The organism is Spirosoma endbachense (assembly GCF_010233585.1).
Classification (GTDB): Bacteria; Bacteroidota; Bacteroidia; order Cytophagales; family Spirosomataceae; genus Spirosoma; species Spirosoma endbachense.
On record NZ_CP045997.1, the window covers coordinates 1,078,254 to 1,102,449 of the forward strand.

Consider the following 24,196-nt stretch of genomic DNA (forward strand, 5'->3'; position numbering starts at 1 on the left):
CTATGAAACTAATCATTACCGGTGCTGCCGGATTAGTTGGCGAAGGCGTTTTGCTGGTTTGCCTGGAAAACCCTGTAGTGACCGAAGTGCTGGTCATTAACAGAAGGCCACTGGGCCGTAAACACGAAAAGCTAAACGAGCTGATCGTAACTGATTTTTCAGAAATCAAAAATTACAGTGAGCGCCTGAAAAACTATGATGCTTGCTTTTTTTGTGCCGGTGCCAGTGCGGTTGGCGAAAATGAAGCATCGTTTACAAAAAAGACGTATGATTTTGTGGTTCCGTTTGCCAAAACGCTTTCCGACATCAATTCGCAACTGGTTTTCATTTATGTTTCGGGAAACCGTACCGATAGCACCGAGCGGGGAAACGTAATGTGGGCCAGAGTAAAAGGGCGAACCGAAAATGCGTTGCTGAAACTACCGTTTAAAGCGGTGTACAATTTTCGTCCTGGCTTTATGAAACCGGTCAAAGGGCAGCAGAACGTTCGGCTGATTTATCGCGTTTTCGAAGCGTTAAATCCTTTATGGCTATCCATTTTACCCAATTGGACCTGTACCATGCGGGAAGTAGGTCTGGCCATGATTAACTGCGTATCCAGAGGATACGATAAAGCTATTTTAGAAGTACAGGATATAAAATTGCAGGCGAAGCCATGAAAATAACGGAAATAAAATCGTGTTTTGTTGGCCCTGCTCTTTCACCAGAGCAATTCGTTGCCGAACATTTCTTTATATTTCTGGCAAAAGGACTCATGAACGGATATGACGGCACTAAACACTATATACTTAGGCCCGGTGAAAGCTGCCTGGTTCGCAAAAACAGACTGGCCCGCTATAACAAAGTAAAAGAGAATAACGAGTTTGAAAAAGTCGTCTTCATTTTTGATGAATCCTTTTTAAAAAATTTCCAGAAAAAGCACATCATAACGTTTCAAAAGCACTCATCCAGGGACGCTTTTATCCGGCTCAAAAAAGACAAACTACTCAACAGCTTTCTGCTGTCGCTCGAGCCTTATTACAATGAGTCCGGAATGGTCAGCGCCACTTTTTCTGACTTAAAACGAGAAGAATTGCTGCTTATCCTATTGGCATTGCATCCCGACTTGTCGGATATATTGTTCGATTATGGGGTTCCGGGCCGGGTAGATCTGGAAGCATTTATGCAAAAGAATTATAAATTCAACGTAAATCTGGAACGCTTTGCCTTTCTGACCGGGCGCAGTTTGTCGGCCTTCAAACGAGATTTCAAAAGTATCTTTGATGAAACGCCCAATCGTTGGCTAGTGAAACGGCGGTTGCAGGAAGCCCGTTTCCTGATTGAAGAAAAGGGCCACAAACCCACCGATATCTACCAGGATTTAGGCTTCGAAGATTTGTCGCATTTTTCGTTTGTGTTTAAAAAGGAGTTTGGAACAACCGCAACAACGCTTTATGAACAGGGGATGCTTATCCGCTGCTAACAAGATGAGACTAATGGCGGCTGAAGGGCTTGACTAAGCCTTTGTACTAGACGCGACTGGCATGCCAACGATCGGCCACTGCCGCCCAATTCACCTGACACCTGATTACTGCCACAAACAGATTAAAGCCACAGGATTTATATTCTCAAAATACATTCATTTCGTACGACAACTATTTATCTGTCATGCTAAATTGGGGTGCATACGACAGTCTTGGCTGAACTTGACTACAAATCAGATATTAGGTACTGTTAACTAGCTTCTAAGTCCTTTACTTCCTCTTCAAACTGTCTAGAAATTGACTCGGCGATTTACCAAACTCTTTCTTGAATACTTTACTGAAATAGGAAGGGTCCTGAAAGCTGACCCGGTAGGCTACGTCGCTGAGCGGTACATCTTCTTCGGTCATGAGCTGGACGGATTTTTCAGCCGGAAGGTGCGGATGAATTCGACAATCGACTGGCCAGTAATGCTTTTAATCTTCTGGAATAAGCTCGTTTTGCTCACCCCGAATTCTTTCAGGTGAGGCAAGTGGCTTACAAGTAGGCTTTTTAAGCGTTTCCGATAACTTTGCTTCATGGAGAATAGTATATACATTCCTATTATTTCAGATTACGGCTTTAAAACCACTTTCGGTAATGAAGCTGACAGTTTATTCCTTCGAATAGCATTACAGGCACTTATCAAATCTGATACGCGCATCCGAGAAGTCAAGTTTGATAAAAATTCGTTCGAGGCACTTACTGTCGACAGTAGAAGTGGCATTTTTGACCTAGCCTGCACCGACGAAAATGGCAATCAGTTCATTGTCGAGATGCAATTAGGGCAGGCACCGCATTTTGTGCAACGCCTGAAATTCTATGCTTTGCACAAGTTCAATACCCTAGTGGAACGGGGCGAGTTCGATTATGCTAACTTACCCAAACTTTATGCTATTGCGATTCTGGAAAAGAACATTCTGCCAACGGCTCATTTTCATACAATAGCCAATTTACGGAGCCAACAGAATGAAATCATTGACCACCAAATGACGTTTATCATCGTAGAATTGGCTAAGTTTACTAAGCAAGTCGCTGAAATAGAAACTGATCTAGAGAAACTGGTTTATACCATGAAGACGCTCCACACGACCGAGCCCACGCAGTACCCGGCTTTTTGGGATGAGGAATGGCTTAAGCGAGCAATTGATGAACTGGATACGCGTAAGATGACACCCGAAGAGCGTGCCTATTTTGCGCGTGTGACAGCAGCCAATGCCGAAGCAGTAAAAGCTGAAAAACAAAAGATTCGGGAAGCAGTCGAACAGAAAGAAATTGAGACTGTTACAAAAGCCTTAAGGCGGGGAAAACTTACCCTTGACGAAATAGCTGAAGATAGCGGTGTTTCAATGGATTTTGTTCTTTACATTCAACGAAATCTATCTGCCAGTTAGCAGTATTCCCCTTCACTTCCTCTTCAAACTGTCCAGAAATTGACTCGGCGATTTACCAAACTCTTTCTTGAATACTTTACTGAAATAGGAAGGGTCCTGAAAGCTGACCCGGTAGGCTACGTCGCTGAGCGGTACATCTTCTTCGGTCATGAGCTGGACGGATTTTTTCAGTCGGAAGGTGCGGATGAATTCGACAATCGACTGGCCAGTAATGCTTTTAATCTTCTGGAATAAGCTCGTTTTGCTCACCCCAATGGCGCTGCAAAGGAACTCAACGTCCAGTTCGGGATTCATCAGGTTTTCTTCCATGACCTGATTCAGTTTGTCCAGCAGGTCTTTGTCTTTCTCCGAACTGACCAGGCCACGCGCTTCCGTATAATAATCGCTCAGGTAGCGCTCTTTTGACTTTTTCTTCTGCTCCAGAATATTCCGGATCGTCAGCATGAGCAGGTCTACGCTGATCGGCTTCGACAGGTAAATATCGGCGCCTGAACCCACCCCCTCAATTTTGGCTTCCAGCGAATCACGCCCGGTTAACATCAGAAACGGAATATGGCTGGTTTCAAAGTTGGTTTTGATGCGTTTACAAAACTCAATGCCATTGACACTCGGCATCATGACGTCGCTGACGATGAGGTCAGGGTTAATTTGCCGGACCATCTCAAAAGCCGCATTGCCTTCTTCGGCTTCGTAGATTTGGTATTTGGTCTGCAAGGTGTCGCGCAGAAACTGGCGCAACTCAGCATTATCATCCACGAACAGTATACTTTCCCGTTTATCTTTCCCAAGAGTTGGAGCAGCATCTTCGGCGGGGTCAATGGTCACCGTATCGGCAAAAAACGACATCGTGCCCGACTCCAGATCAACACCCCCATCGTAGATCACATTGGATAGCTTTTCGGCATTGTCATAGCTGGTTTCATCAGCAGGAATACCCACAATAATTTCGGCACCCTCATTCCGCTCGCTGTACACATAGATATCGCCTTTGTGCAGTGCCGTCAGGCTTTTAACGAACGCCAGCCCAATGCCCGACCCCAGATGCGCCGGACTGATCCGGAAATACCGTTCGAACAGATGGGTAATGGATTCTTTCGAAATACCAATCCCATTGTCAGCAATGCGGATATAGACATAATTGCCTGCCCGTTTCGGCTCTTCAAAGGCCAGTTTATTGGTGAAGGTTGGCTGAAAATCAGTTAGTGACGAAAACACGTCTACGGTAATCACCCCATTTTGTCCGGTGTATTTAAACGAGTTGTTGAGCAAATTCAGGATGATTTTCTCTAGCACGTTGCTGTCAAACCAAACTTGCCCATAATCACCGCTATCCCGAACGTGAAGCGTGACCTGCTTTTGACTGGAAAAGTCTTTGAACTCATCAACTAGCCCATTCAGGAACTGGCGTAAATCACCCGGTTTTACTTTCAACTTCAGCGCCCCCGTCTCCACTTTCCGAAAATCCATTAGCTCGTTAATCAGGCTCATCAATCGATTGGCGTTCCGGTAAATGGTATTGTAGTAGTGCGCAAATTCCTGGTCGGGGTTTATGTTCCTGATCCGTTCCAGCGGTCCCAGAATCAGGCTGAGTGGCGTCCGAAACTCGTGGCTAATGTTGGTAAAGAACTGTAGTTGAAGCTGGTACAGCTCATTTTGTTGTTTTTCCAGAGTAGCCTTCAATTCAAGTTTGCGTCTGAACTCGAAAAAAGCAAACACACCATACAGAACCAGGATCAGCACCAGTAGCTGGAACCACCAGGTTGCCCAGAACGGGGGCGAAATAACAATGTGAATGGTTCGGGGCTGTTTGTTCCAGACATAGTCATTGTTGGACGCTTTCACCTGAAAGGTATAATCCCCTGGCTGAAGATTCGTGTAGCTGGCCCGTCGCTCCGTACCGGCGGTAATCCAGTTATCTTCAAGTCTGTCGAGTTTATAGGCGTATTGATTGTTTTCGGGAACGACAAAGTTGAGGGCCGAAAACAGCAGGGAAAACGTAGACTGATCGTAGTCCAATTGAATTTCATCCGTATAACTGATGTCTTTTGTCAACGGCGAGTCTTCCGAACCAACCCCAACGTTATGGTTTGAGACCTGAAACTCCGCCACGTAAACGGGTGGCACAAACCGATTGATATTAAGCTGCTCCGGTTTGAACGTATTGAACCCATTGACTCCCCCAAAGAATAGGGTGCCATCGCGGGTCATCAGGCAGGAATTATCCTCAAACTCCAATCCCTGCAAGCCATCGCGAGGATTAAATTTTCGGAAGGATTGGGTGTCCGGGTTAAACTGGGTCAATCCATTCGACGACGAAATCCAGAGGTTCCCTTTCTTATCCTCCAGAATACCTTTGATAAACTCATTCGTTAGACCCGCTTTATTGGGATACAACTCGAAGCGGTCGCGAATCCGGTTGTAGAGGTAGAGTCCCTTTTTGCCAATCCACAATCGATCTTTGCTATCGGTGAAGATGACAACCAGGTCCTGTTTGATAGTTGGCTCGTTGAAATAATGCGAAAACCGGTTAGTGCGCAGGTCGTACCGATTCAGGCCACCCTCTTCGGTACAAATCCAGACATTCTGGTCATGGTCTTCATTGATGGAAATGAGTAAGCTACCCGTAAATTTGGTCTTCCCCAACGGGTCCGGAGTAATCGGCTGGAAGGTCATCGTTTGCCGATTCAGCCGTTTCAGGCCACCGCCATCAGCACCCACCCAGAGGTTACCCGCATGATCTTCGCAAAAGCCTCAATTGAATCATTACCATTTATTTTGTTCTTTATTTGAGCTACCGATATATTTGTATAGCAACCCTTTAGTCGTTTTTCACGGTGACCGAACAGGACACAATTTTATGGCATTCGTTTCGGGAAGGTGACCGACAGGCCTTCGAGGCTTTGTTGCATAAATATTATAGACCTTTATTCGATTATGGGGCTAAGTTCTTGAAAGATAGAGATCTATTGAAAGACTGTGTTCACGATCTATTTGTTAATCTTTGGGAGCGCCGGCTATTTTTAGGCGATGTGACCAACCTCAAAGTTTATCTGTTTGTGGCGCTTCGCAATCTCATTTTTCAGCAGCGGCAAAAAAATACAATCTGGACTGAACTCCCTCCCGAATGGGATGAAGAGCAGGCCGAAGCCAGTAGCCATGCCGAAAAGCGGATTATCGACGACGAAGTTGATCAGCAGCAATTATCCCAACTCCAAAAAACAATTGGTCGACTCTCGAAGCGTCAGCAGGAGGTTCTTCATCTGAAATTCTATGAAAACCTGTCAAATGAGCAAATCGCACAGGTCCTTGACATTTCCCGACCAGCCGCTACCAACCTCTTGTCGCAGGCGTTAAAATCATTCCGGGAACAGTGGGGTTTGCTCTTTGTCTTCGTATACGTTTTTATTCGACTTTTTATAATTAGCTAATAATGAGATAGTTATAAGTTAGTAAAAAAATAGTCTATTTTTTTTCATTATAATCTGCTCTGTTTTTTATCCTCCTTATAGACGCACTTTGAAATGGTGTTCAGCCATGAAGCAATATAAGGATTATGAGGTCGAAGATTTCCTGCTCGATGATGAGTTTGCCCAATGGGTTCGGGATGGATCAGCGATCACTGGAACGCGATGGGATGAACTCCTGACGACCTACCCGGAAAAGAAGGCTGATCTGGAAGAAGCACGTGCCTATTTAGTACAGGTGCAAACGGGGTCGAGTTTATCCGACACTGAACTTACGCAGGAGATTCAACGGATTTTAGCCAGTACAACTCCAGTTGTGGAAGTACCGGTACGATACTTAAACAGCCGGGCAACCTGGTGGCAGGTGGCTGCTGCGGTAGTACTGCTGGCAGGCGTTAGCTGGGGTATCTGGCAAGGTCTGAAACCGACTCCAACCTACGCCTACGAACAGGTTATTGAATCGTCCAATCTACCTTTAACGGAAGTTAACAATTCGCAAAATAAAGCGCAGCCAGTAACCTTGCCCGATGGCAGTCGGATTACGCTGGCAGGCCACAGCCGATTAAGTTATGCCCGTGATATGACAAAGCGGTCAGAACGGGAAGTCTTTCTAACGGGCGAAGCCTTCTTTGAGGTGACCAAAAATCCCCGGCAGCCGTTTCTAGTATACGCCGATGGATTAACAACGCGCGTCGTTGGTACAAGCTTCACCATCCGGACCGGGAGCAAACAGGTATCGGTATTGGTACGTACCGGGCGCGTGGCCGTCTACCCAATGCATGAATCAGGTTCTGCTCAACATTCGGAAAGCCACCTGATGCTTACTCCCAATCAGCAGGCAACCTATCTTACTGAAGCCAATCAACTGACTCCGACTATCGTTGCCGATCCGCATGCCTTACAGTCTGAGAGCCAGCCGGTCAGCTTTAACTTCGACAACACACCCATATCGGAGGTATTTGCCCGGCTGGAAAAGGCGTATGGTTTGACGATTCAGTATGACAAGGTGACGATGCAAAACTGCCAATTAACGGTTCCACTGCGGGATGAGCCTTTTTTTACCAAGCTGAACATCATCTGCCAAACCATTGGCGCCAGCTATAAAGTGGACGGTACCCAGATCACCATTTCCAGTGAAGGTTGTAAATAGCCATTCCGTAACAAGTCTTTAACCCTTAATCTATTCTATGAACTAACGCAAGTACAGCCCACAAAAAAAGTCGCCGGGCTATCGAAATGAACCTGCTTGGAACCAAGTTCATTTCTACCCCGCGACTGAAGTTACTTCCCTCGATGTCTTGGCAAACATTGCTCCTCCTACAGGAGCCAGGGAGGGTTTTGTTTTCTAAAAATCAAAAACAGTTGGTAAATTATGAAAAAAACGATTACCAAACGCAAACGTATTGCGCTTCTCATGAAAATTAGTGTACCCCTGCTGCTTGTTCTGCTACTGGCTGGAATGACCTACGGCCGGGATGGTTTAGCACAGGATTTACTCAATCGATCCGTTACGGTTGAGGTTGAACAACGGGAGTTGAAAGTTGTGTTAAGCCAACTGGAAAAGATGGCTAAGGTTCGCTTTTCCTACGTTCCTTCGCTTATCCGGGACCGTAAAGTGAGCCTTACTGCTCAAAACCAACCCCTGGAAGAGGTGCTGAACAAACTGCTTCGTCCTTTACACATTCAGTATGCCGTATCGGGCGGGTACATTATCCTGAATCGGGAATCAAATTCAGGAACTGATCACCCGTCTGCTGGCTCAGCAAATGCCAATTCGTCCGATATGGCCTCCATGGTAACGGCCATGCCCGAAGACGAAACTATTTCGGGGAAAGTATCGGATGAGAAAGGGCAGGGGTTACCCGGTGTTAGTGTCGTGGTCAAGGGGACAACTCGGGGGACAACCACCGATACCGATGGCAATTTCCGACTGGCGGTACCATCAAAAGGAACTGCTCTGGTCTTTTCCTTTGTGGGCTACCTACCACAGGAAGTTACGGTTGGGGCGCAGAATGTTATTGCTATTACGATGCAACCCGACGACAAAACCCTCAGTGAAGTGGTCGTCGTAGGGTATGGTACCCAGAAAAAAGCCGATGTAACCGGCGCGATAGCCTCGATCAGTTCAACGGCCATCACCCAGGCGGCTACCCCGGATGCCACCGGTGCTTTGCAGGGCCGGGTGCCTGGAGCAGTAGTTGTCAAAAACGTCGGTAAACCCGGCAGTGGTTATAGTATTAGTATTCGGGGGACCAGTTCCATCGGCGGCTCAAATTTACCCTCATCTAATTCTCCTTTGTATGTCATCGATGGGATACCTACTACCTCGGGCCTGAATGACCTTAATCCGGCCGATATTGAAAAAATAGACATCCTGAAGGATGCCTCGGCGACCGCCATTTATGGTTCCAGGGGGGCAAAAGGGGTGGTGATCGTAACGACCAAGCGGGGTAAATCGGGCAAAACGACCCTCTCCTACGACGCCTACGTGGGTGCACGGGTCCCCGTCCATTTACCGAATATGTTTACTGGACCGGAGTATGTTGCCTTTCGTACGGCTATGTTCCAGGCTCAGGGCAAGGATGTCTCGCGGAACAATACCACGTTTTTCACGCCTGAACAGTGGGCAAACATTGACGCTGGTAAGTTTACTGACTGGCCAAACCTGATTCTGAAAAATGGTTTGCAGATGAACCATAATATAACGGCCAGTGGAGGGGATGACAAGACCCGTTTTGCAATTAGTGCCGGCTTATTGCAGGAAAATGGCAATGTTTCACCCGAAAGCTTTAAACGCTACAGCCTTCGTGGCAATGTGGACCGGCAAATCAACGACCGTTGGCGTACGGGATTGAATCTTTATCTGGTACAAAGCTTACAGGATCTGGGTAGTTCGGAAGCCTTGCGGTCAGCCTACCGGTTACCCCCAATAACCAATCCCTACGATGCCAATGGCAACCTGACGTTTCGCGTTTACGGTACTAACTCGGTTACCAATCCGGTTTTTGACCAGGAAAACGAGCTCCGTCAAAACCGAAATTTGCGGGCGTTTGGTAATCTGTATGTACAGTTCCAGCCAACAGCTGAGTTGACCCTGAAATCTAGTATTTCACCCAACCTGTCCACCGCTCGCTCGGGGTCCTACTACGGTCCCTTAAGTAAGCAGAGTCTTGGGGGTTCCGTGCCAACTGAGGGCATTTATTCCAATAGCGAACAATTTACCTGGGTGTTGGATAACCAGGCCACGTACGAAGGTCAATGGGGAGAGCATAAGCTTACTGCTACAGCCGTGCAAAGTATGCAGCAGGATCGGCTTGAAACCAGTAACCTGGATATTGCCGGTCTTCCTTATAAATCACTGTGGTACAACCTGGGCTCGGGCGGTACGGTGAAAGGCTATGGCACGGGCTATACCAAGTATACACTCTCTTCATTCATGGGCCGTGCCAATTATAATTACAAAGATAAGTATCTGCTAACTGCTACGGGCCGTTGGGATGGCTCGTCACGACTGGCGGAAGGTAACCAATGGGGCTTTTTTCCGTCGGCTTCAGTAGCCTGGCGTGTGTCGCAGGAAGCGTTCATGAAGAATATAACGGCCATCAACGACCTTAAATTCAGGGTCAGTTACGGCGTTAGCGGGAATGACCGTGTATCCGCTTATTCTTCGCAGGCCACCCTCGCCCAAACGTATTACGATTTTGGCGGAACCCTCGCTCTCGGCTATGCGCCTAATCAGCTGGCCAATAAGGATTTAACCTGGGAGCTAACGAAAGAAATCAACCTGGGGCTCGATTTTGGGTTGCTCAATAATCGCATCACGGGTACTGTAGACGTGTATAACCGGTTGATTGACAATATTCTGTTAAACCGTCAGTTACCAGCCCCATCCGGATTTAGCTCCATCACGGATAACATCGGTAAACTACGCAATACGGGGGTCGAAATTGGTTTGAGTACGGTCAATATTCACGCTGGAAAATTCATGTGGAAAAGCGATTTTGTCTTTGATGCCAATAAAAATAAGATTCTTGAGCTCTATGGCGGCACCAAAGACGATGTCGGTAACAGCCTGTTCATCGGTCAGCCCGTTCAGGTGAATTATACCTATGTGTACGATGGCATCTGGCAAACCAGTGAAATTGATCAGGCTGCCAAATTCAATCAAAAACCGGGACAAATCCGCGTCAAAGATTTGGACAACAACGGCGTCATCAATGCCAATGATCGGCAGATTATCGGTAAACGGGTTCCCAGTTGGACGGGATCGGTTGGCAATACGTTCCGCTACGGCAATGTAGACCTGTTTGTCCAGGTGTATACCCGTCAGGGGGAGCAATTTGTCAGTAGTTTCGACGCCACCTTTATGAATTATAATGCGGACTATAATCAGCTCAAAGTCGATTACTGGACGCCAACGAATCCCTCACAAACCTGGTTTCAGCCCGGTAATCCTGGGCCTTACTCCGCTGTGCCGACATACCGGAATGTCAATTTCGTCCGGGTAGGCAACATTACACTGGGGTACAACGTGCCAGCCAATCTGCTTAAGCGATACAAAATCAATAACTTACGCATTTACGGAACGGCTACCAACCCGTTTCTATTCACCAAGTACGAGGGATTCGACCCCGAGTGGACCAGCACCAATACCTATGGAACAGCCGTTAGCTCAGCTTCCTATCTGTTTGGCATAAACCTTGGCTTTTAAATCAGAACCTTCGAACATGAAAAAAATATATTCCATACTAACTGTACTCCTCACCGTAAGCCTGGTTTCCTGCAGTGATTTTCTGAAAGAGGAAAATTTGAGCGGCATTACAGCGGAGAACTACTATGTTGATGCCGCTGGCTACGAATCGCTGGTGAACTCCTGCTATGCCTCGTTGCGCGATATTTATGAAAGTGACCCTAAAATGTTTGAATGGGGAACCGACATCACCACGCGGGGCGAAATCGAGCCGGTCAGCGGTACGGTAGGCGACCGGGTCATTCGGGCTACCCAGCTCAATGAATACAATACCTTATCTTCCGATAACTCAGGTAGTGATGAATTCTTTACGATGATTTATGCGGGAATTCAACGCTGTAATACAGCTATCAATAAAGGAAATACCATTCCCGGACTTTCCGAAAGTCAGAAGAACAAGCGCATTGGCGAGGTTCGTACCATACGGGCATTTTACTATTATCTATTGGTCGAAAACTATGGTGGTATTCCCATCGTTCAGGAGGAAATCAATACGGCGATAACCCACTTCGTGCCCAATACTGAAACCGAGGTCTATGAGTTTATCCTGGCCGACCTGAATGCTGCGGTAGCAAGCGTGGATGTTACGACCACCGATTTTGGCCGCGTAACCCAGGGCGTCGTTAAACATTTATTGTCGCTGATTTACCTGACCAAAGGCTATAAAACGTTCGGAACCAGTACCGATTTTACCAAATCAGCCCAGTACGCGGAGGAGGTGATCAGCGGGGCGAATTATACCCTGCTTCCTGCCTTTACCGATGTTTTCCGCGCAGACAATCAAAAAAATAAGGAGATTATCTTCTCGGTCCAATACGATGCCACCAGCCTGCGCAATAAAACGATTGGCAATGGTCAGAACAATTTTCTGGGGTGGCGGATTTTCCGGGAACCGGGGTTCTACGATGGCGAAACGACCCTGTATAACCGTCGTACCTCTGATTTTATGCCGACCCAGTTTCTCTACACCCTCTATGATACCAGAAAAGATGCCCGTTACGATGGGACGTTCTTAAGCCAGTTTTATGCTGTTCAGGATGCCAAACTAGGTACGGCTACAGTGAAGAAAGGGGATTTACGCTTCTATTTTCCAAAGCCCGATCAGGCGTTTACTGCCCAGGATTCGATTGCGTTGAAGACGGCCAATCCCAACGTTGAGATCATTCGGTTCAACCGATGGAAACAGGATTTCAACGGAATTGGCGGGGCGCTGAAATTCCCTATGGTCAATAAGTTCTTTGATCCGGCGGCTCAGCCCCCCGGCAATAATGAACACGATTATCGCAACACCAGAGATATCATTCTGTTTCGGCTGGCCGAAACGTATCTGCTTGCCGCTGAAGCTTATTTTAAAGGAGGCCAAGTAGATAAAGCGGCTGAAAAACTGAATGTTGTTCGCAAACGGGCCACATTGCCGGGTCAAAGTCTGGTTGTTACAGCCAACGACGTTACGCTCGACTTCATTCTCGATGAGCGCGCCCGAGAACTGGAAGGTGAATACAAACGGTGGCTGGATCTCAAGCGTGCCCATAAACTGAACCGGGCCTTTGAGCAAAATATCCTGACGAAAATGGCAAATCCAGCTGGCGTCATGGACAAGTATTACCTGCGCCCGATTCCGCAAACGGTCAGGGATCGGGATACCGGCGGATATCCCCAAAATCCAGGTTATTAATTTTATCTTACCCGAATCAGCGTAGCGATCATTTCTCTACGCTGGTGAAAAAATCTTTCCTGACACTGCCCGGCTCAAACTTCTTTGGTTAAGCCGAGCCGTGTCCAGAATACCTATGAAAACGCTCACCTCGCTCGCGTTGATCCTGTTGGCGCTAACGGCTACCTTGAGTTCCAGCGCGCAAAATCCAGGCACTTACGGGGCCATTTATTCCGGTATTCCCTGGTTCGACGATAGAGGCCAGGTTGTCAGTGCACACGGAGCCTGTATCGTGAAAGACAATGGGCGATTTTATCTGTTCGGAGAAGCACACAGCGATACCAGTAACGCGTTCGCAGGCTTTACCTGTTACTCCTCGACTGACCTTTACAACTGGAAATTTGAGCGTGTGGCGTTGCCACTTCAAGCCTCTGGAAAATTAGGTCCTAATCGGGTAGGCGAACGGGTGAAGGTGATGAAATGCCCCAAAACGAGAGAATACATTATGTTTATGCACGCCGACACACTTGGTTATACCGATCAATTTGTGGGATATGCTACGGCAAGCGCTATTACGGGGCCTTATACGTTTCGGGGGCCACTGTTTTTTAATGGCCTGCCCATTCGTAAATGGGATATGGGTACGTTTCAGGACAGCGATGGTTCCGGGTATGTTCTAATTCACGGTGGGGAGATTTATAAACTCAGTGATGATTACAAATCCGTTACGGAACAGCTAACGAAAAGCATGACTTCAGGATTTGAATCACCAGCCATTTTAAAGAAAGACAGCCTCTATTACTTTTTGGGTTCGCACTTAACCAGCTGGGAGCGTAATGATAATTACTACTATACGGCTACCTCGCTGAAAGGCCCCTGGATCAACCGGGGCACCTTCGCTCCACAGGGAACGCTCACCTGGAACTCGCAGACTACGTTTATTTTACCCATCACGGGCACAAAAGAAACGACGTATATGTATATGGGTGACCGATGGTCCTTCCCTCGTCAGGCTTCCTCGGCAACCTACGTCTGGCAGCCACTTTCCGTTTCGGGTACGTCCCTTTCACTGCCAACCTACCGGGAAGCCTGGCGGATTGATCTGAAAACCGGAACAACGTCTTTTGCCGAAGCCGGGAAAAAGGTAATCGATAACATCGATAAAACATTAATTGACTATCAGGGCGAGTGGCAGCACACGTCTGACACGGCAACTATAAGCAGTTCAAACGTCAAGGGGACTACATTCTCCTTGAAATTCAAGGGAAGGCAGGTTGGTTTGCGCGGGTTATTACGACCAAATGGAGGTTATGCGAAGGTAACGCTGACCAATGCCCAGGGGAAAAAACTGTGTTCAGCCTTGGTAGATATGTATTGTAAATATCCGGTCAGATCACTGGCGTTTCTTTCGCCTGTTCTGACTAAAGGACAATATACCCTAACCGTTACGGTGGCAGGAGAACACGGAACCTGGTCGGATAAACGAAGGTCGAACTACGGCAGTATAGATAACTTTGTATCGCTTGATAAAATTTTAATTAATAACTAAGCGATCTACTATGCCCGTTCTATTTATGAAGACTTTTATTCGCGCGTTCGTGTTGATTATCATTTGGTTACAGTGTGCTGTTTCCATTGCGCAAACTCAGCCTGCCACTGAGTCATATATCAAGTTCGATGATACGCGTAGTACGACCTGGCCGTCGGATGTTGAATTAGTCGGTATTCAGTCCAGTGCGGATAGTCAGATTCAAAAAGCCTATTTCTATAAAACACGGTCGGCCAGGCCTCAACCGCTGATCATCTCCTTACACACCTGGAGCGGAGATTATCAGCAAAAGGATGATCTGGCCCCCCTTTGTAAGCAGCGGGATTTAAATTATATCCATCCGGATTTTCGCGGAGCCAACAAGACGGCGAGTGCCTGTTGCAGCGAATTGGCCTTAACCGACATTGACGATGCGATCACGTTTGCCCGCCAACATGCCAATGTAGATACCAGCAAAATCTACGTGATCGGTGTCAGTGGTGGCGGATATGCTACGTTGAGTACCTTCATGAAATCGAAACATCCGATCCGAAAATTTTCGGCATGGGCTTCCATTTCGGATCTGGAAGCCTGGTATCGGGAAAGTACGATTAGGAAGGCTAAATACGCAACGGATATTTTGGCCTGCACGGATTCCAGAGAAAGCCTGAATCTGGAAAGTGCCCGACTGAGATCACCGCTCTATATGAAAACGCCGGTGAACAGAATGAAACAGGCGAAGCTGTTCATTTACGCAGGGGTATATGACGGTATACAGGGCAGTGTACCAATTACGCACTCGATTAATTTCTACAACAAGCTACTGAAGGACTTGTCGGTAACCGATCGATCTAAGTACGTGTCCGACCAGGAGAAGCTGACGTTGCTTGAATTTCGCCAGCCATTAGGTAAGCTCGGCCAGATCGCTGACCGACCGATCTGCCTGAAAAAAGAAGTCGGCAACGTGAGACTAACTATTTTCGAAGGGGCTCATGAAATGCTGACAGACTATGCACTGAATGAACTCCTGAACGAGTAACGCTAGCACAAACCCTAAAGATGAAAAAAGCAACCATCAGCTATTTGTTTGTTTTGCAACTGTATGTCAATAGTGTAGCTGTTGCTCAACAGGCTATTCTCTCCGAAAAGCGACTCAGCATTTTTACCCTTGGCGACAGCAATGGCACATTCCCCTATAGCTGGCCACAGCAGCTGAGGCAAGCACTTCCGAATGCCCATGTCTATAATATCAGTAAGTCGGGCCGAACCGTCGGATTTTTGAATCTGGGAGATAGCACCCTCAATTCACTCATGGTCATCGATCAGAACCTAAAAAAAGCATCCGAATCGACCGGAAGCAGCCCCTATGATTTCATTGTCATCGAACTGGGTACCAACGATGCCAAGGCGGTTTTTGCGGACCGTCAGCAGGAAGTGCCCGCCAATCTGGAAAAACTCATTCGCAGCATTCAGAACTGCCCGTACGCAGCTCTGAAAAAGGCAAAAATTGTCATCGTTTCGCCACCACCCTACGGAACCAAGGCGGAGGCTACCGAAAAATATGCAGGCGGTGGGCAACGGGTGAAAGCGATGGGCGAATCATTTAAACAAGTCGCTCAACGGAATGACTGTTTTTTTGTCAGCGGCTTTGCTATACCCGGTCTGGACATTGAAACCATGACGGCCGACGGTTTGCATCTCGATGCCAACGGTTCCCGAAAACTGATCGAACCCATCGTTAGCTTACTCTTGAACTAAATGTCGGCAGAACTATTTTTTTATAAAGCGATACGGTTGGGGCTATTCGGGTTCTGGATTCTGGCTATGCTGACTCAGAGCCCTTTGGCAAAGGCTACCCCATTCCCTATTGTTACCCACACGTCCCGAGTCACCATTGTTTATAACCCGAATGCTGCTAAGCTTGACTCAATAGCAGCCCATTTGCTGGCCCTTGATATTGAGCGAGTCACCACAGTTAAGCCGAAGGTAATAACCGATCTGTCGAAGGCATCGGGCAACATCATTGCCATCGGGCCGATTCAATCGACTCTTATCCTAAAGCTGGTAAGCCAACAGTCGCTGTTTCAGCGCAAACTTCAGGGACAGTGGGAATGCTTTGGAATGACTGTGGTGGAGAAGCCGCTGGCATCCATTTCCAAAGCGCTGGTCATTACGGGGAGTGATTCGCGCGGGACCGCTTATGGTGTCTTCACACTCTCAGAAAAGCTGGGCGTGTCGCCCTGGTACTGGTGGGCCGATGTGCCGGTAAAGCAGAACCGTGAACTAATCATTCAGCAGGATGAGTATGTTTCATCACCACCTTCCGTGAAATACCGGGGTATTTTTATCAATGATGAAGATTGGGGATTACAACCCTGGGCGGCCAAAACGTTCGAACCCGAAACCGCCGACATCGGGCCTAAAACATATGCCAAAGTCTTCGAACTCCTGCTTCGGCTTAAAGCAAACCTGATCTGGCCAGCGATGCATCCCAGTACAAAGCCATTTTATACGATTCCAGGCAACAAAGAAGTGGCGGATGCCTATGAACTAATTGTCGGTACGTCTCATGCCGAACCGATGCTGCGCAATAACGTCCGCGAATGGGATAAAAAAAGCATGGGCGACTTCAATTATATCACCAACAAATCTGCGATTTATCGCTACTGGGAGAGTCGGGTGAAAGAAGCCGGGGCCACAAATGTCATGTACACCATCGGTATGCGCGGTGTTCATGATAGTGGCATGGAAGGTGTTAAAGACCCCAAAGAAGCGGTTCCGTTAATTGAGCAGATTTTTGCCGACCAGCGCGGTTTATTCCAGAAATACATCAATCCTGACGCGACGAAAGTCCCCCAGGTATTTACGCTCTATAAAGAGGTTCTGGAGGTCTATGCGAATGGGCTGAAGGTCCCGAATGATGTTACCCTGATCTGGCCTGATGACAATTATGGCTATATCCACCAACTGAGCAATGCGGAAGAGGCAAATCGTCCGGGTGGTTCGGGCGTCTACTACCACGCTTCCTATTGGGGGCGTCCCCATGATTATTTATGGTTATCGACGACCCATCCCGCGCTGATTCGCGAAGAAATGACCAAAGCGTATGCGACGAAAGCAAATCAGGTCTGGGTCGTCAACGTAGGCGATATTAAGCCCGGAGAATATGATTTGCAGCTCTTTATGGATATGGCCTATCGGGTCGATCCCTTTCTGGATAGCCAGTATTCGAAACAGCATCTACAAAACTGGGTAAGGTGTCTGTTTGGGGACCAGTTTGCTACGACCATTTCGGGTGCTTTATGGGACTATTATCAGTTAGCTTTCGAGCGTAAACCCGAATTTATGGGCTGGAGTCAAACCGAACCAACGACGCCGATTAAGCCGCTGACGGCCTATAATCATCATTTTTTCGGCGATCAGGCCCAACGACGGCTGGATCGATATAGTGAACTGGAAAACGTGGTTAAGGCGATCGGGTTAAAATTACCCGTACAGCAAAGAGATTCGTACTACCAGCTGGTCGAATACCCTGTCGTCTGCGCGTCGTTGATGAATAAAAAATTTCTCTATCGGGATAAAGCGTATCGCTACGCAGAACAGGGACGAATCAGCGCTCAGCAGTATGCGACGCTGTCAAAACAAGCCTATGAGGCAATCGGAAAGGAAACCACTTATTTTAACCAGCAGCTTGTAAAGGGAAAATGGCGGGAAATGATGTCGATGCATCCCAGAGATTTGCCGGTTTATGCATTACCTTCTTATAATTTTAACCAAAAGAGTGCGCGACAAGACTGGCAGGTTATTCCGGAAGGGTATTCAAAAGCAGATTCTGGAAATAATGCTCCGTTGATGCTTCCCCGATTTGATCGCTGGAATAAGCAACGTTATTTTATCGATGTATTCCTATGCCGGGATGCCCAACTACCGTTTTCGGTCACCCAGTCGGCTAACTGGATCAAGGTGAGCCAAAGGCAAGGTACGCTTAGCTCGAAAGAAGGCCAAAGCGATTGTCGGCTTTGGGTAGACATTGATTGGGACAAGGCACCTAATCAAGTACTATCCGGATTTGTCAAAATAGTTGGCGGTAGCCATGAAATGACTATTGCCATCGAAGCCAACAATGCACCCACTCCCGACTTAAATGGATATACTGGCTTTGTCGAGGCTGCGGGTTTTATCGCCATCGACGCTACTAGTGGGACAACTTTTACGAATAATAAGGCCGATAAATGGGAGGTTGTCGAAGGGGTAGGAGCAGCTGGTAAAGCGCTGGAAGCAATGCCTTTGTCTGTTGAAGCGACGACACCGCTGGCCGATACAGCCCTCATCCGGACATATCCCGCTGTTACCTACAATTTTTATACGTTTCACGCGTCTCCGGCTGACTTTACGATTTATACGTTACCGACATTTCCATTGAATAACAACCAGGACATGCGGTATGCGGTTAGTATCGATGGCGGAAATCTGACAGTCCTTACGTTTAAAACAGTCGGGCGCACGGAGGAATGGAAACAAAACGTACTCAGCAACTCAGCTTTCAGAACCCTGAAACAAGCCTCCTTACCCGGTGGAAAACATACGCTGACCATTTATAGGATTGACCCAGGTGTTATCCTTGACCGTATTTTCATTAATCTGGGTGTTGAGCAGGCTTATTATGGTCCTGTGCCAGAATCAGCTCATGGCTCACTGAAATAAGGACTCTTAAGGGTTCCGGCCCATACTTGCGAACCAATTAATGTATACATTATGAAAAGTACAATAGCCTGTGTTCTGGTTGTTTTTTCGATCTTTTTGTATTCGTTTGATCAAACGGATTCGGGCGTAATGATCCAGGAAGTTAACGTCAGGGCACCGTTTAAAATGCCAGCAATCAGGGTGCCCGACTTCAGCAAATGCCTCCGATTACCCATCACTGATTTTGGTGCCGTTCCGGGTAACAAAGAAAAAACAACCCAGGCTATTGCGAAGGCCATTGATCAAGCCAATAAACAGGGTGGAGGAGTGGTTGTCATCCCCAAAGGCGAATGGCTAACCGGACAGGTGCATCTGAAAAGTAACGTGGCTCTGCACTTAGCTAAAGAGGCAATACTACTTTTTTCAGAGAACCCCACCGATTACCTGCCTGCTGTCCATACCACCTGGGAAGGGTTGGAATGTTACAATTATTCGCCACTCATCTATGGTTATCAGTGTAAAAACGTGGCCATTACTGGGGAAGGTGAACTGAAAGCCAGACTAGATGTGTGGCAGCAATGGTATGCCCGTCCTAAACCCCATATGGAGAGCATCAAGCGATTGTACAACCTAGCCTGGGAACGGGCACCCGTTGAAAAGCGACAAATGGTCAATGACACAGCCCATTTGCGGCCCCAGTTTATTCAGTTTAATCGGAGTGAAAACATTCTCCTGGAAGGGATCACCATTACCAATAGTCCATTCTGGACAATTCATCCCTACCTGTGCAAAAATGTAGTCATTCGAAAGGTAAAGGTCTATGCGCATGGCCATAATAATGATGGCGTTGATCCGGAGATGAGCCAGAATGTCCTGATCGAAGATTGTCAGTTCGATCAGGGGGATGATGCCATTGCCATCAAATCAGGCCGTAATCCGGAAGGATGGCGTCTAAAAACACCATCCAAAAATATTGTCATTCGCAAATGTCTGGTGAAAAACGGCCATCAACTGGTGGCGATTGGCAGTGAGCTTTCGGGCGGAATTGAGAATGTGTTTGTCGATAGCTGCCGGGTGGTAGACGGAGCCAAATTAAATCATCTGCTATTCATTAAGACCAATGAACGCATGGGAGGATTTGTACGAAATATCCACATGAGCCATGTTCAGGCAGGGAAAATTGATCTGGGTGTACTGGGTATTGAAACCGATGTCTTATACCAGTGGCGAACGCTGGTGCCTACATACGAACGAAGATTAACACCGATCAAAGATATATTTCTGGACCATATTGACGCATCCAATGTCAAGTTTGTATCCCGGATTCTGGGTCAGAAAGCACTTCCGATCGAAAACGTAACTCTTAAAAACATAACCACTGGCACTATACTGGAAAAAAAATATATTCATGAGCATGTTGTCCATGTTAGTATTGTGGACTGACGGCCACTCTCCGACCAATCGGCTGGATAACTATTTATTGGCTCAGCCTCGATTTTTTAAGTAAGAACTGGTGATTTCGTACTATCCTACTACCCATATCCGTAATAAGAATACAACTTTCCCGAATTTGTATTATTTACCCGTGTTCGATTGGTCAGAGCTTTGTCCCAGAATTTTAACTGTCAATAAAAATGAATCAGACAATTTTAATTACTGGGGCAAGCAGCGGTATAGGCAGGCAAACCGCTAAACTATTTCAATCAAAAGGCTGGAACGTAATCGCAACGATGCGCAAGCCTGAAAGCGAAACCGAATTAACCGAATTAGACAATGTTTTGGTTACCCAACTCGATGTATTGGATGTAGATTCTATCGAAAACGCAGTAAAGGCGGGTATCCAGAAATTTGGGGAAATTGATGTGTTGCTAAACAATGCCGGTTATGGTGCCTATGGGCTTTTGGAATCGTTTTCAAGAGAGAAAATCATTCGCCAGTTTAATACCAATGTGATTGGACTTTTAGATGTTACCAAAGCATTGCTTCCCCATTTTCGAGCGAACAAACGTGGTATGATCATTAACATTTCTTCCATTGGTGGTAAAATGACCTTTCCGCTAGGTGCTTTGTATCACGGTACCAAGTTTGCCGTTGAAGGCATCTCCGAATCATTGAGCTATGAAGTTGAGCAATTTGGTGGAAGCGTAAAAATCATTGAGCCGGGTGCCATTGCCACCGATTTTGCCGGCCGTTCCTTTGATTTTAGTAATGATGATACCCTAGCCGAATATCAGCCAATGGTGGCAAAAACGATGTCTGCATTACCCGCTTTATTTGAAAACGCTTCAGACCCAAGTGTAGTGGCCAACGTCATTTATAAGGCAGCTACCGATGGCGCTCATCAACTAAGATATGCCGCGGGAGAAGATGCTAAAATGATCCTGACAAACCGCTTTCAATGGAATGATGAGGTATTTATTGGAAGCATGAAAACTCAGTTTGGGCTATGATTGTACGTATGGAGCCATTGCACCAGGAATGGCTCCATGCATTATAGTTATACGTTATGAGTGTATTCATCCATCTGCAAACGATCCCGGATCTGTTTAAATTTTTCAGGTTAGATCAGCCTGTCCGGCACCCTCTGATTGCTGTTGTCGATTTTAGCCAGGTAAACGAACAAATCAGTGATGAGACAAAGATTTCAACAGATTTCTACTCGTTAATCTTCAAAAACTATAACCGGAACAATGTCAAGTATGGCCGTAAACTTGTCGACTTTACGGATGGGAGCTTGATCTGCATGGCTCCCAATCAGGTCCTGGCAATGGACAACGATATTGAAGAATCAGCCAGTATGATGGGTTGGGGGGTGTTTTTTCAACCTGATCTGATCAGGGCCACTTCATTGAATGATAAAATGAAGGAGTACAGCTTTTTTTCGTATGAAATGTCAGAAGCGCTTCACCTGTCTGATAAAGAAAAACAAAGTTTATATGATTGCGTCCGGAAGCTTGACGTTGAGTTGCTGGAAAATATAGATGTATATAGCCAGGCGATCATCGTATCCACACTTGAATTGTTGTTAAACTATTGTTCCCGTTTTTATGGAAGGCAGTTTATCACCCGAAAAAATTCCAATCATGCTGTGGTCGTGCAAATTGAAAACGTTTTGGCTCACTACTTCGAAAAAAACACTATTCAGGAAAAGGGCTTACCTACGGTAAAACAGCTGGCCGAACAGGTTCATTTATCGCCGAGTTATTTGAGCGACTTGCTCAAAAAAGAAACAGGTAAAAATGCTCAGGATCATATTCATTTCTATTTAATTGAGGAAGCGAAAAACAGATTGTTAGATACCAATAAATCGGTTGGTGAAATCGCCTACACCTTAGGGTTTGACTACCCACAATATTTTAATAAACTTTTTAAGCAGAAAACTGGGAAAACGCCCATCGAGTTTAGAAGGATGAATTAAGCGTAATTTTACGTCGGGCGATTTTGTAGGCATTCCAAAATCGCTCATAGAATACTCAATCACAAGATGGTTATCCAGCGCCTTGCATGGCTTTTCCTGCCTGCCTGATCACACTATCAACTTAATAGCCTACCGTCAAAAAGAACGCTCAAATCCCGATTTGAGTAGATCAATAAGTTATTTCAGGGGTATTTGGGCTCAAAATGGCCTATGAGTAAGACCTATTTCTACCTGCTGCTGCTCGTTTACTGCGCAGCTTGCAGTACAACCCGACCCTTTAGAGACAGTAATGGAAAGCGTTTACTAAATAGCGTTGCTGAAATCCGGCGAATCAAAATCAATGGAATTAAACAATTTGTAACAATACGCGGAACAGATCGACGTAACCCCATTCTGTTGTGGCTACACGGAGGACCGGGTAGTATATCGATGCCGTTTTATATGTATTATAATGCTCCTTTGGAGCAGCAGTTCACCGTCGTTTATTGGGATCAGCGCGGATCGGGAAAGTCGTATTCAGCCAGGATTGCACCTGCCAGTATGAGGATGGATCAGTTTATTGCCGATGCATACGAATTGACAATCTGGCTCAAGAAACACTTTGGTCAGGACAAACTATTCCTTGTTGGGCATTCCTGGGGCGGATTACTAGGCATGCACGTAATTGCAAAACATCCTGACGATTACCGGGCTTTCGTGGCAGTTTCGCCTGTGTCTAATGGCCCCCAAAGTGAACAATTGTCGTACGAGTTTACGCTCAATAGCGCTCAGCAAAAACAGGATACAGCAGCTGTAGCAACGCTGAAAAGAATTGGTCCACCAGAAAACGGATTGTACAAAGAGGGATTGGGAGCCCTTAAACAACAACGGAATTTAGTGCAAAAGTATGGAGGAGCCCTTCATCAGAACCTTAGAATGCCCGGTAGCCAACTCTTCTTACGATCCAGAGAATACAGCCTGCTTGATCTGTTAAAGACCAATAAAATACAACGTTTATCTTACCCGATGGTGCAAACCATATGGCCACTAATGGATTTGAAAGCTCAAATTCCAGTCATCAAAGTTCCTGTCTATTTTTGTTTAGGGCGCTATGATTATAACTGTCCGTCTACCTTGGTAGCCAATTACTATAACTCCTTGCAGGCACCTTTTAAAGAACTCATCTGGTTCGAGGAGTCTGCTCACCTTCCCTGTTGGGAGGAGCCGCAAAAGTTCAACGCCTTACTGCAGGAAAAGTTGAATCAACAGAAATAAAAGCAGATGGTGACTACCGGTTGCTATACTAGTCTTGAGTAATGCCCGTCCATCTAAGCGTATAGATGAACGTTATTTAACTCGTCAGCCAGTGCTTCAAGTCAGGAGCCGACATATTGACGAGTTGGCTAAACTCCTGCTGTAAGGTCTGCTCCTGCGAGTGCGATGTCAGGGTTGCCATACGAGTGTAGTTTATTTTTTATCGACTTCACTGGCTGACTTGATCACTTCCTGACCATCCGCCTGCCTGATCACCAGGGCAGGCTCTTCTTGTGAACCTTTCCGTTTGATAGACTTGCCTTTAATCGTTTTTTTTACATCGTTTTGGTGGACCTCCGATACCTTTCCAACGCCCTCACTCTTGCCATACTTCCATTTAACGTTGTCCCCTTTTTTTGCCGTAGTCATAGTACGTTGAGTTTTTTTAGATAAAGCTATGTGTAAGCCAAGTGTTTACGATAAGGCCTACTTTTCCGATGGGCTTTACCCAAAGGCCAAAGCGAGCCTGGGCTATGTTGAGACGGAAAGCCTAAAGCTATCCATCCAGAAAT

At 46.6% G+C, this 24,196-nt stretch carries 19 protein-coding genes; 15 read left to right on the forward strand and 4 right to left on the reverse strand.

What is annotated here, in order from left to right:
- Positions 1-2: 2 nt before the first annotated feature.
- Positions 3-659, forward strand: coding sequence for an NAD-dependent epimerase/dehydratase family protein (locus GJR95_RS04375; RefSeq protein WP_162384722.1), 657 nt, complete (start codon positions 3-5; stop codon positions 657-659).
- Positions 656-1,462: a helix-turn-helix domain-containing protein gene (locus tag GJR95_RS04380; RefSeq protein WP_162384723.1), complete on the forward strand. Its 807-nt coding sequence runs from the start codon at positions 656-658 to the stop codon at positions 1,460-1,462. Before GJR95_RS04375 ends, GJR95_RS04380 begins: the two co-directional genes overlap by 4 nt.
- Before the next feature lie 271 nt (positions 1,463-1,733).
- On the opposite strand, the gene GJR95_RS04385 is transcribed toward GJR95_RS04380, so the two are convergent.
- Together GJR95_RS04385 and GJR95_RS04390 are read right to left on the reverse strand one after the other, a co-directional pair.
- Positions 1,734-1,871 (reverse strand): helix-turn-helix domain-containing protein, encoded by a 138-nt coding sequence (locus tag GJR95_RS04385; protein ID WP_162384724.1) that lies wholly within the window; start codon positions 1,869-1,871, stop codon positions 1,734-1,736.
- Positions 1,868-2,041: a hypothetical protein gene (locus GJR95_RS04390; protein ID WP_162384725.1), complete on the reverse strand. Its 174-nt coding sequence runs from the start codon at positions 2,039-2,041 to the stop codon at positions 1,868-1,870. Before GJR95_RS04390 ends, GJR95_RS04385 begins: the two co-directional genes overlap by 4 nt.
- Between GJR95_RS04390 and GJR95_RS04395 the strand changes: the two genes are divergently transcribed.
- The gene (locus GJR95_RS04395; protein WP_162384726.1) at positions 2,040-2,894 is read left to right on the forward strand and encodes an Rpn family recombination-promoting nuclease/putative transposase; all 855 of its coding nucleotides are present in this window, start codon (positions 2,040-2,042) and stop codon (positions 2,892-2,894) included. The genes GJR95_RS04390 and GJR95_RS04395 overlap by 2 nt on opposite strands.
- 12 nt (positions 2,895-2,906) lie before the next feature.
- Here GJR95_RS04395 and GJR95_RS04400 read toward each other — a convergent pair whose 3' ends face one another.
- A complete protein-coding gene (locus GJR95_RS04400; protein ID WP_162384727.1) occupies positions 2,907-5,567 on the reverse strand; it encodes a hybrid sensor histidine kinase/response regulator transcription factor in 2,661 nt (886 codons plus the stop codon).
- Between the two features lie 161 nt (positions 5,568-5,728).
- Between GJR95_RS04400 and GJR95_RS04405 the strand changes: the two genes are divergently transcribed.
- The 12 genes from GJR95_RS04405 to GJR95_RS04460 all read left to right on the forward strand — a co-directional run bounded on the left by GJR95_RS04405 (position 5,729) and on the right by GJR95_RS04460 (position 23,645).
- Positions 5,729-6,322 (forward strand): RNA polymerase sigma factor, encoded by a 594-nt coding sequence (locus GJR95_RS04405; RefSeq protein WP_162384728.1) that lies wholly within the window; start codon positions 5,729-5,731, stop codon positions 6,320-6,322.
- Positions 6,323-6,428: 106 nt separating this feature from the next.
- Entirely contained in the window at positions 6,429-7,508 is a 1,080-nt protein-coding gene (locus tag GJR95_RS04410; RefSeq protein WP_162384729.1) for a FecR family protein, read from the forward strand.
- Between the two features lie 222 nt (positions 7,509-7,730).
- Positions 7,731-11,069 carry a SusC/RagA family TonB-linked outer membrane protein gene (locus GJR95_RS04415; protein ID WP_198424805.1) on the forward strand — a complete coding sequence of 1,113 codons (3,339 nt, stop codon included), beginning with the start codon at positions 7,731-7,733 and terminating at the stop codon, positions 11,067-11,069.
- A gap of 16 nt (positions 11,070-11,085) precedes the next feature.
- Positions 11,086-12,783 carry a RagB/SusD family nutrient uptake outer membrane protein gene (locus tag GJR95_RS04420; RefSeq protein WP_162384730.1) on the forward strand — a complete coding sequence of 566 codons (1,698 nt, stop codon included), beginning with the start codon at positions 11,086-11,088 and terminating at the stop codon, positions 12,781-12,783.
- Positions 12,784-12,898: 115 nt separating this feature from the next.
- Positions 12,899-14,311, forward strand: coding sequence for a family 43 glycosylhydrolase (locus GJR95_RS04425; protein WP_162384731.1), 1,413 nt, complete (start codon positions 12,899-12,901; stop codon positions 14,309-14,311).
- A 25-nt stretch (positions 14,312-14,336) separates the two neighbouring features.
- On the forward strand, positions 14,337-15,329 hold the full coding sequence (locus tag GJR95_RS04430; protein ID WP_162384732.1) for an alpha/beta hydrolase family protein: 993 nt from the start codon (positions 14,337-14,339) through the stop codon (positions 15,327-15,329).
- A 20-nt stretch (positions 15,330-15,349) separates the two neighbouring features.
- Entirely contained in the window at positions 15,350-16,048 is a 699-nt protein-coding gene (locus GJR95_RS04435; protein ID WP_162384733.1) for a GDSL-type esterase/lipase family protein, read from the forward strand.
- Positions 16,049-18,994 (forward strand): glycosyl hydrolase 115 family protein, encoded by a 2,946-nt coding sequence (locus GJR95_RS04440; protein ID WP_162384734.1) that lies wholly within the window; start codon positions 16,049-16,051, stop codon positions 18,992-18,994.
- A 51-nt stretch (positions 18,995-19,045) separates the two neighbouring features.
- Positions 19,046-20,416, forward strand: coding sequence for a glycoside hydrolase family 28 protein (locus GJR95_RS04445; RefSeq protein WP_162384735.1), 1,371 nt, complete (start codon positions 19,046-19,048; stop codon positions 20,414-20,416).
- Positions 20,417-20,607: 191 nt separating this feature from the next.
- Positions 20,608-21,423, forward strand: a complete 816-nt coding sequence (locus tag GJR95_RS04450) for an SDR family oxidoreductase (RefSeq protein WP_162384736.1) — start codon at positions 20,608-20,610, stop codon at positions 21,421-21,423.
- A gap of 317 nt (positions 21,424-21,740) precedes the next feature.
- Positions 21,741-22,391, forward strand: coding sequence for a helix-turn-helix domain-containing protein (locus GJR95_RS04455; RefSeq protein ID WP_232541078.1), 651 nt, complete (start codon positions 21,741-21,743; stop codon positions 22,389-22,391).
- Positions 22,392-22,601: 210 nt separating this feature from the next.
- Positions 22,602-23,645: an alpha/beta fold hydrolase gene (locus GJR95_RS04460; RefSeq protein ID WP_162384738.1), complete on the forward strand. Its 1,044-nt coding sequence runs from the start codon at positions 22,602-22,604 to the stop codon at positions 23,643-23,645.
- Positions 23,646-23,837: 192 nt separating this feature from the next.
- Here the strand turns inward: GJR95_RS04460 and GJR95_RS04465 are convergent, their stop codons facing one another.
- On the reverse strand, positions 23,838-24,053 hold the full coding sequence (locus GJR95_RS04465; RefSeq protein WP_162384739.1) for a hypervirulence associated TUDOR domain-containing protein: 216 nt from the start codon (positions 24,051-24,053) through the stop codon (positions 23,838-23,840).
- Positions 24,054-24,196 lie beyond the last annotated feature (143 nt).

Coding starts and splice junctions, on each gene's coding strand:
- GJR95_RS04395 (WP_162384726.1), top strand. CDS start 2,040: ATGGAGAATAGTATATACATTCCTATTATTTCAGATTACGGCTTTAAA.
- GJR95_RS04455 (WP_232541078.1), top strand. CDS start 21,741: ATGGACAACGATATTGAAGAATCAGCCAGTATGATGGGTTGGGGGGTG.
- GJR95_RS04430 (WP_162384732.1), top strand. CDS start 14,337: ATGAAGACTTTTATTCGCGCGTTCGTGTTGATTATCATTTGGTTACAG.
- GJR95_RS04420 (WP_162384730.1), top strand. CDS start 11,086: ATGAAAAAAATATATTCCATACTAACTGTACTCCTCACCGTAAGCCTG.
- GJR95_RS04415 (WP_198424805.1), top strand. CDS start 7,731: ATGAAAAAAACGATTACCAAACGCAAACGTATTGCGCTTCTCATGAAA.
- GJR95_RS04460 (WP_162384738.1), top strand. CDS start 22,602: ATGAGTAAGACCTATTTCTACCTGCTGCTGCTCGTTTACTGCGCAGCT.
- GJR95_RS04385 (WP_162384724.1), bottom strand. CDS start 1,871: ATGACCGAAGAAGATGTACCGCTCAGCGACGTAGCCTACCGGGTCAGC.
- GJR95_RS04380 (WP_162384723.1), top strand. CDS start 656: ATGAAAATAACGGAAATAAAATCGTGTTTTGTTGGCCCTGCTCTTTCA.
- GJR95_RS04425 (WP_162384731.1), top strand. CDS start 12,899: ATGAAAACGCTCACCTCGCTCGCGTTGATCCTGTTGGCGCTAACGGCT.
- GJR95_RS04400 (WP_162384727.1), bottom strand. CDS start 5,567: ATGACCTTCCAGCCGATTACTCCGGACCCGTTGGGGAAGACCAAATTT.
- GJR95_RS04445 (WP_162384735.1), top strand. CDS start 19,046: ATGAAAAGTACAATAGCCTGTGTTCTGGTTGTTTTTTCGATCTTTTTG.
- GJR95_RS04450 (WP_162384736.1), top strand. CDS start 20,608: ATGAATCAGACAATTTTAATTACTGGGGCAAGCAGCGGTATAGGCAGG.
- GJR95_RS04465 (WP_162384739.1), bottom strand. CDS start 24,053: ATGACTACGGCAAAAAAAGGGGACAACGTTAAATGGAAGTATGGCAAG.
- GJR95_RS04375 (WP_162384722.1), top strand. CDS start 3: ATGAAACTAATCATTACCGGTGCTGCCGGATTAGTTGGCGAAGGCGTT.
- GJR95_RS04435 (WP_162384733.1), top strand. CDS start 15,350: ATGAAAAAAGCAACCATCAGCTATTTGTTTGTTTTGCAACTGTATGTC.
- GJR95_RS04390 (WP_162384725.1), bottom strand. CDS start 2,041: ATGAAGCAAAGTTATCGGAAACGCTTAAAAAGCCTACTTGTAAGCCAC.
- GJR95_RS04440 (WP_162384734.1), top strand. CDS start 16,049: ATGTCGGCAGAACTATTTTTTTATAAAGCGATACGGTTGGGGCTATTC.
- GJR95_RS04410 (WP_162384729.1), top strand. CDS start 6,429: ATGAAGCAATATAAGGATTATGAGGTCGAAGATTTCCTGCTCGATGAT.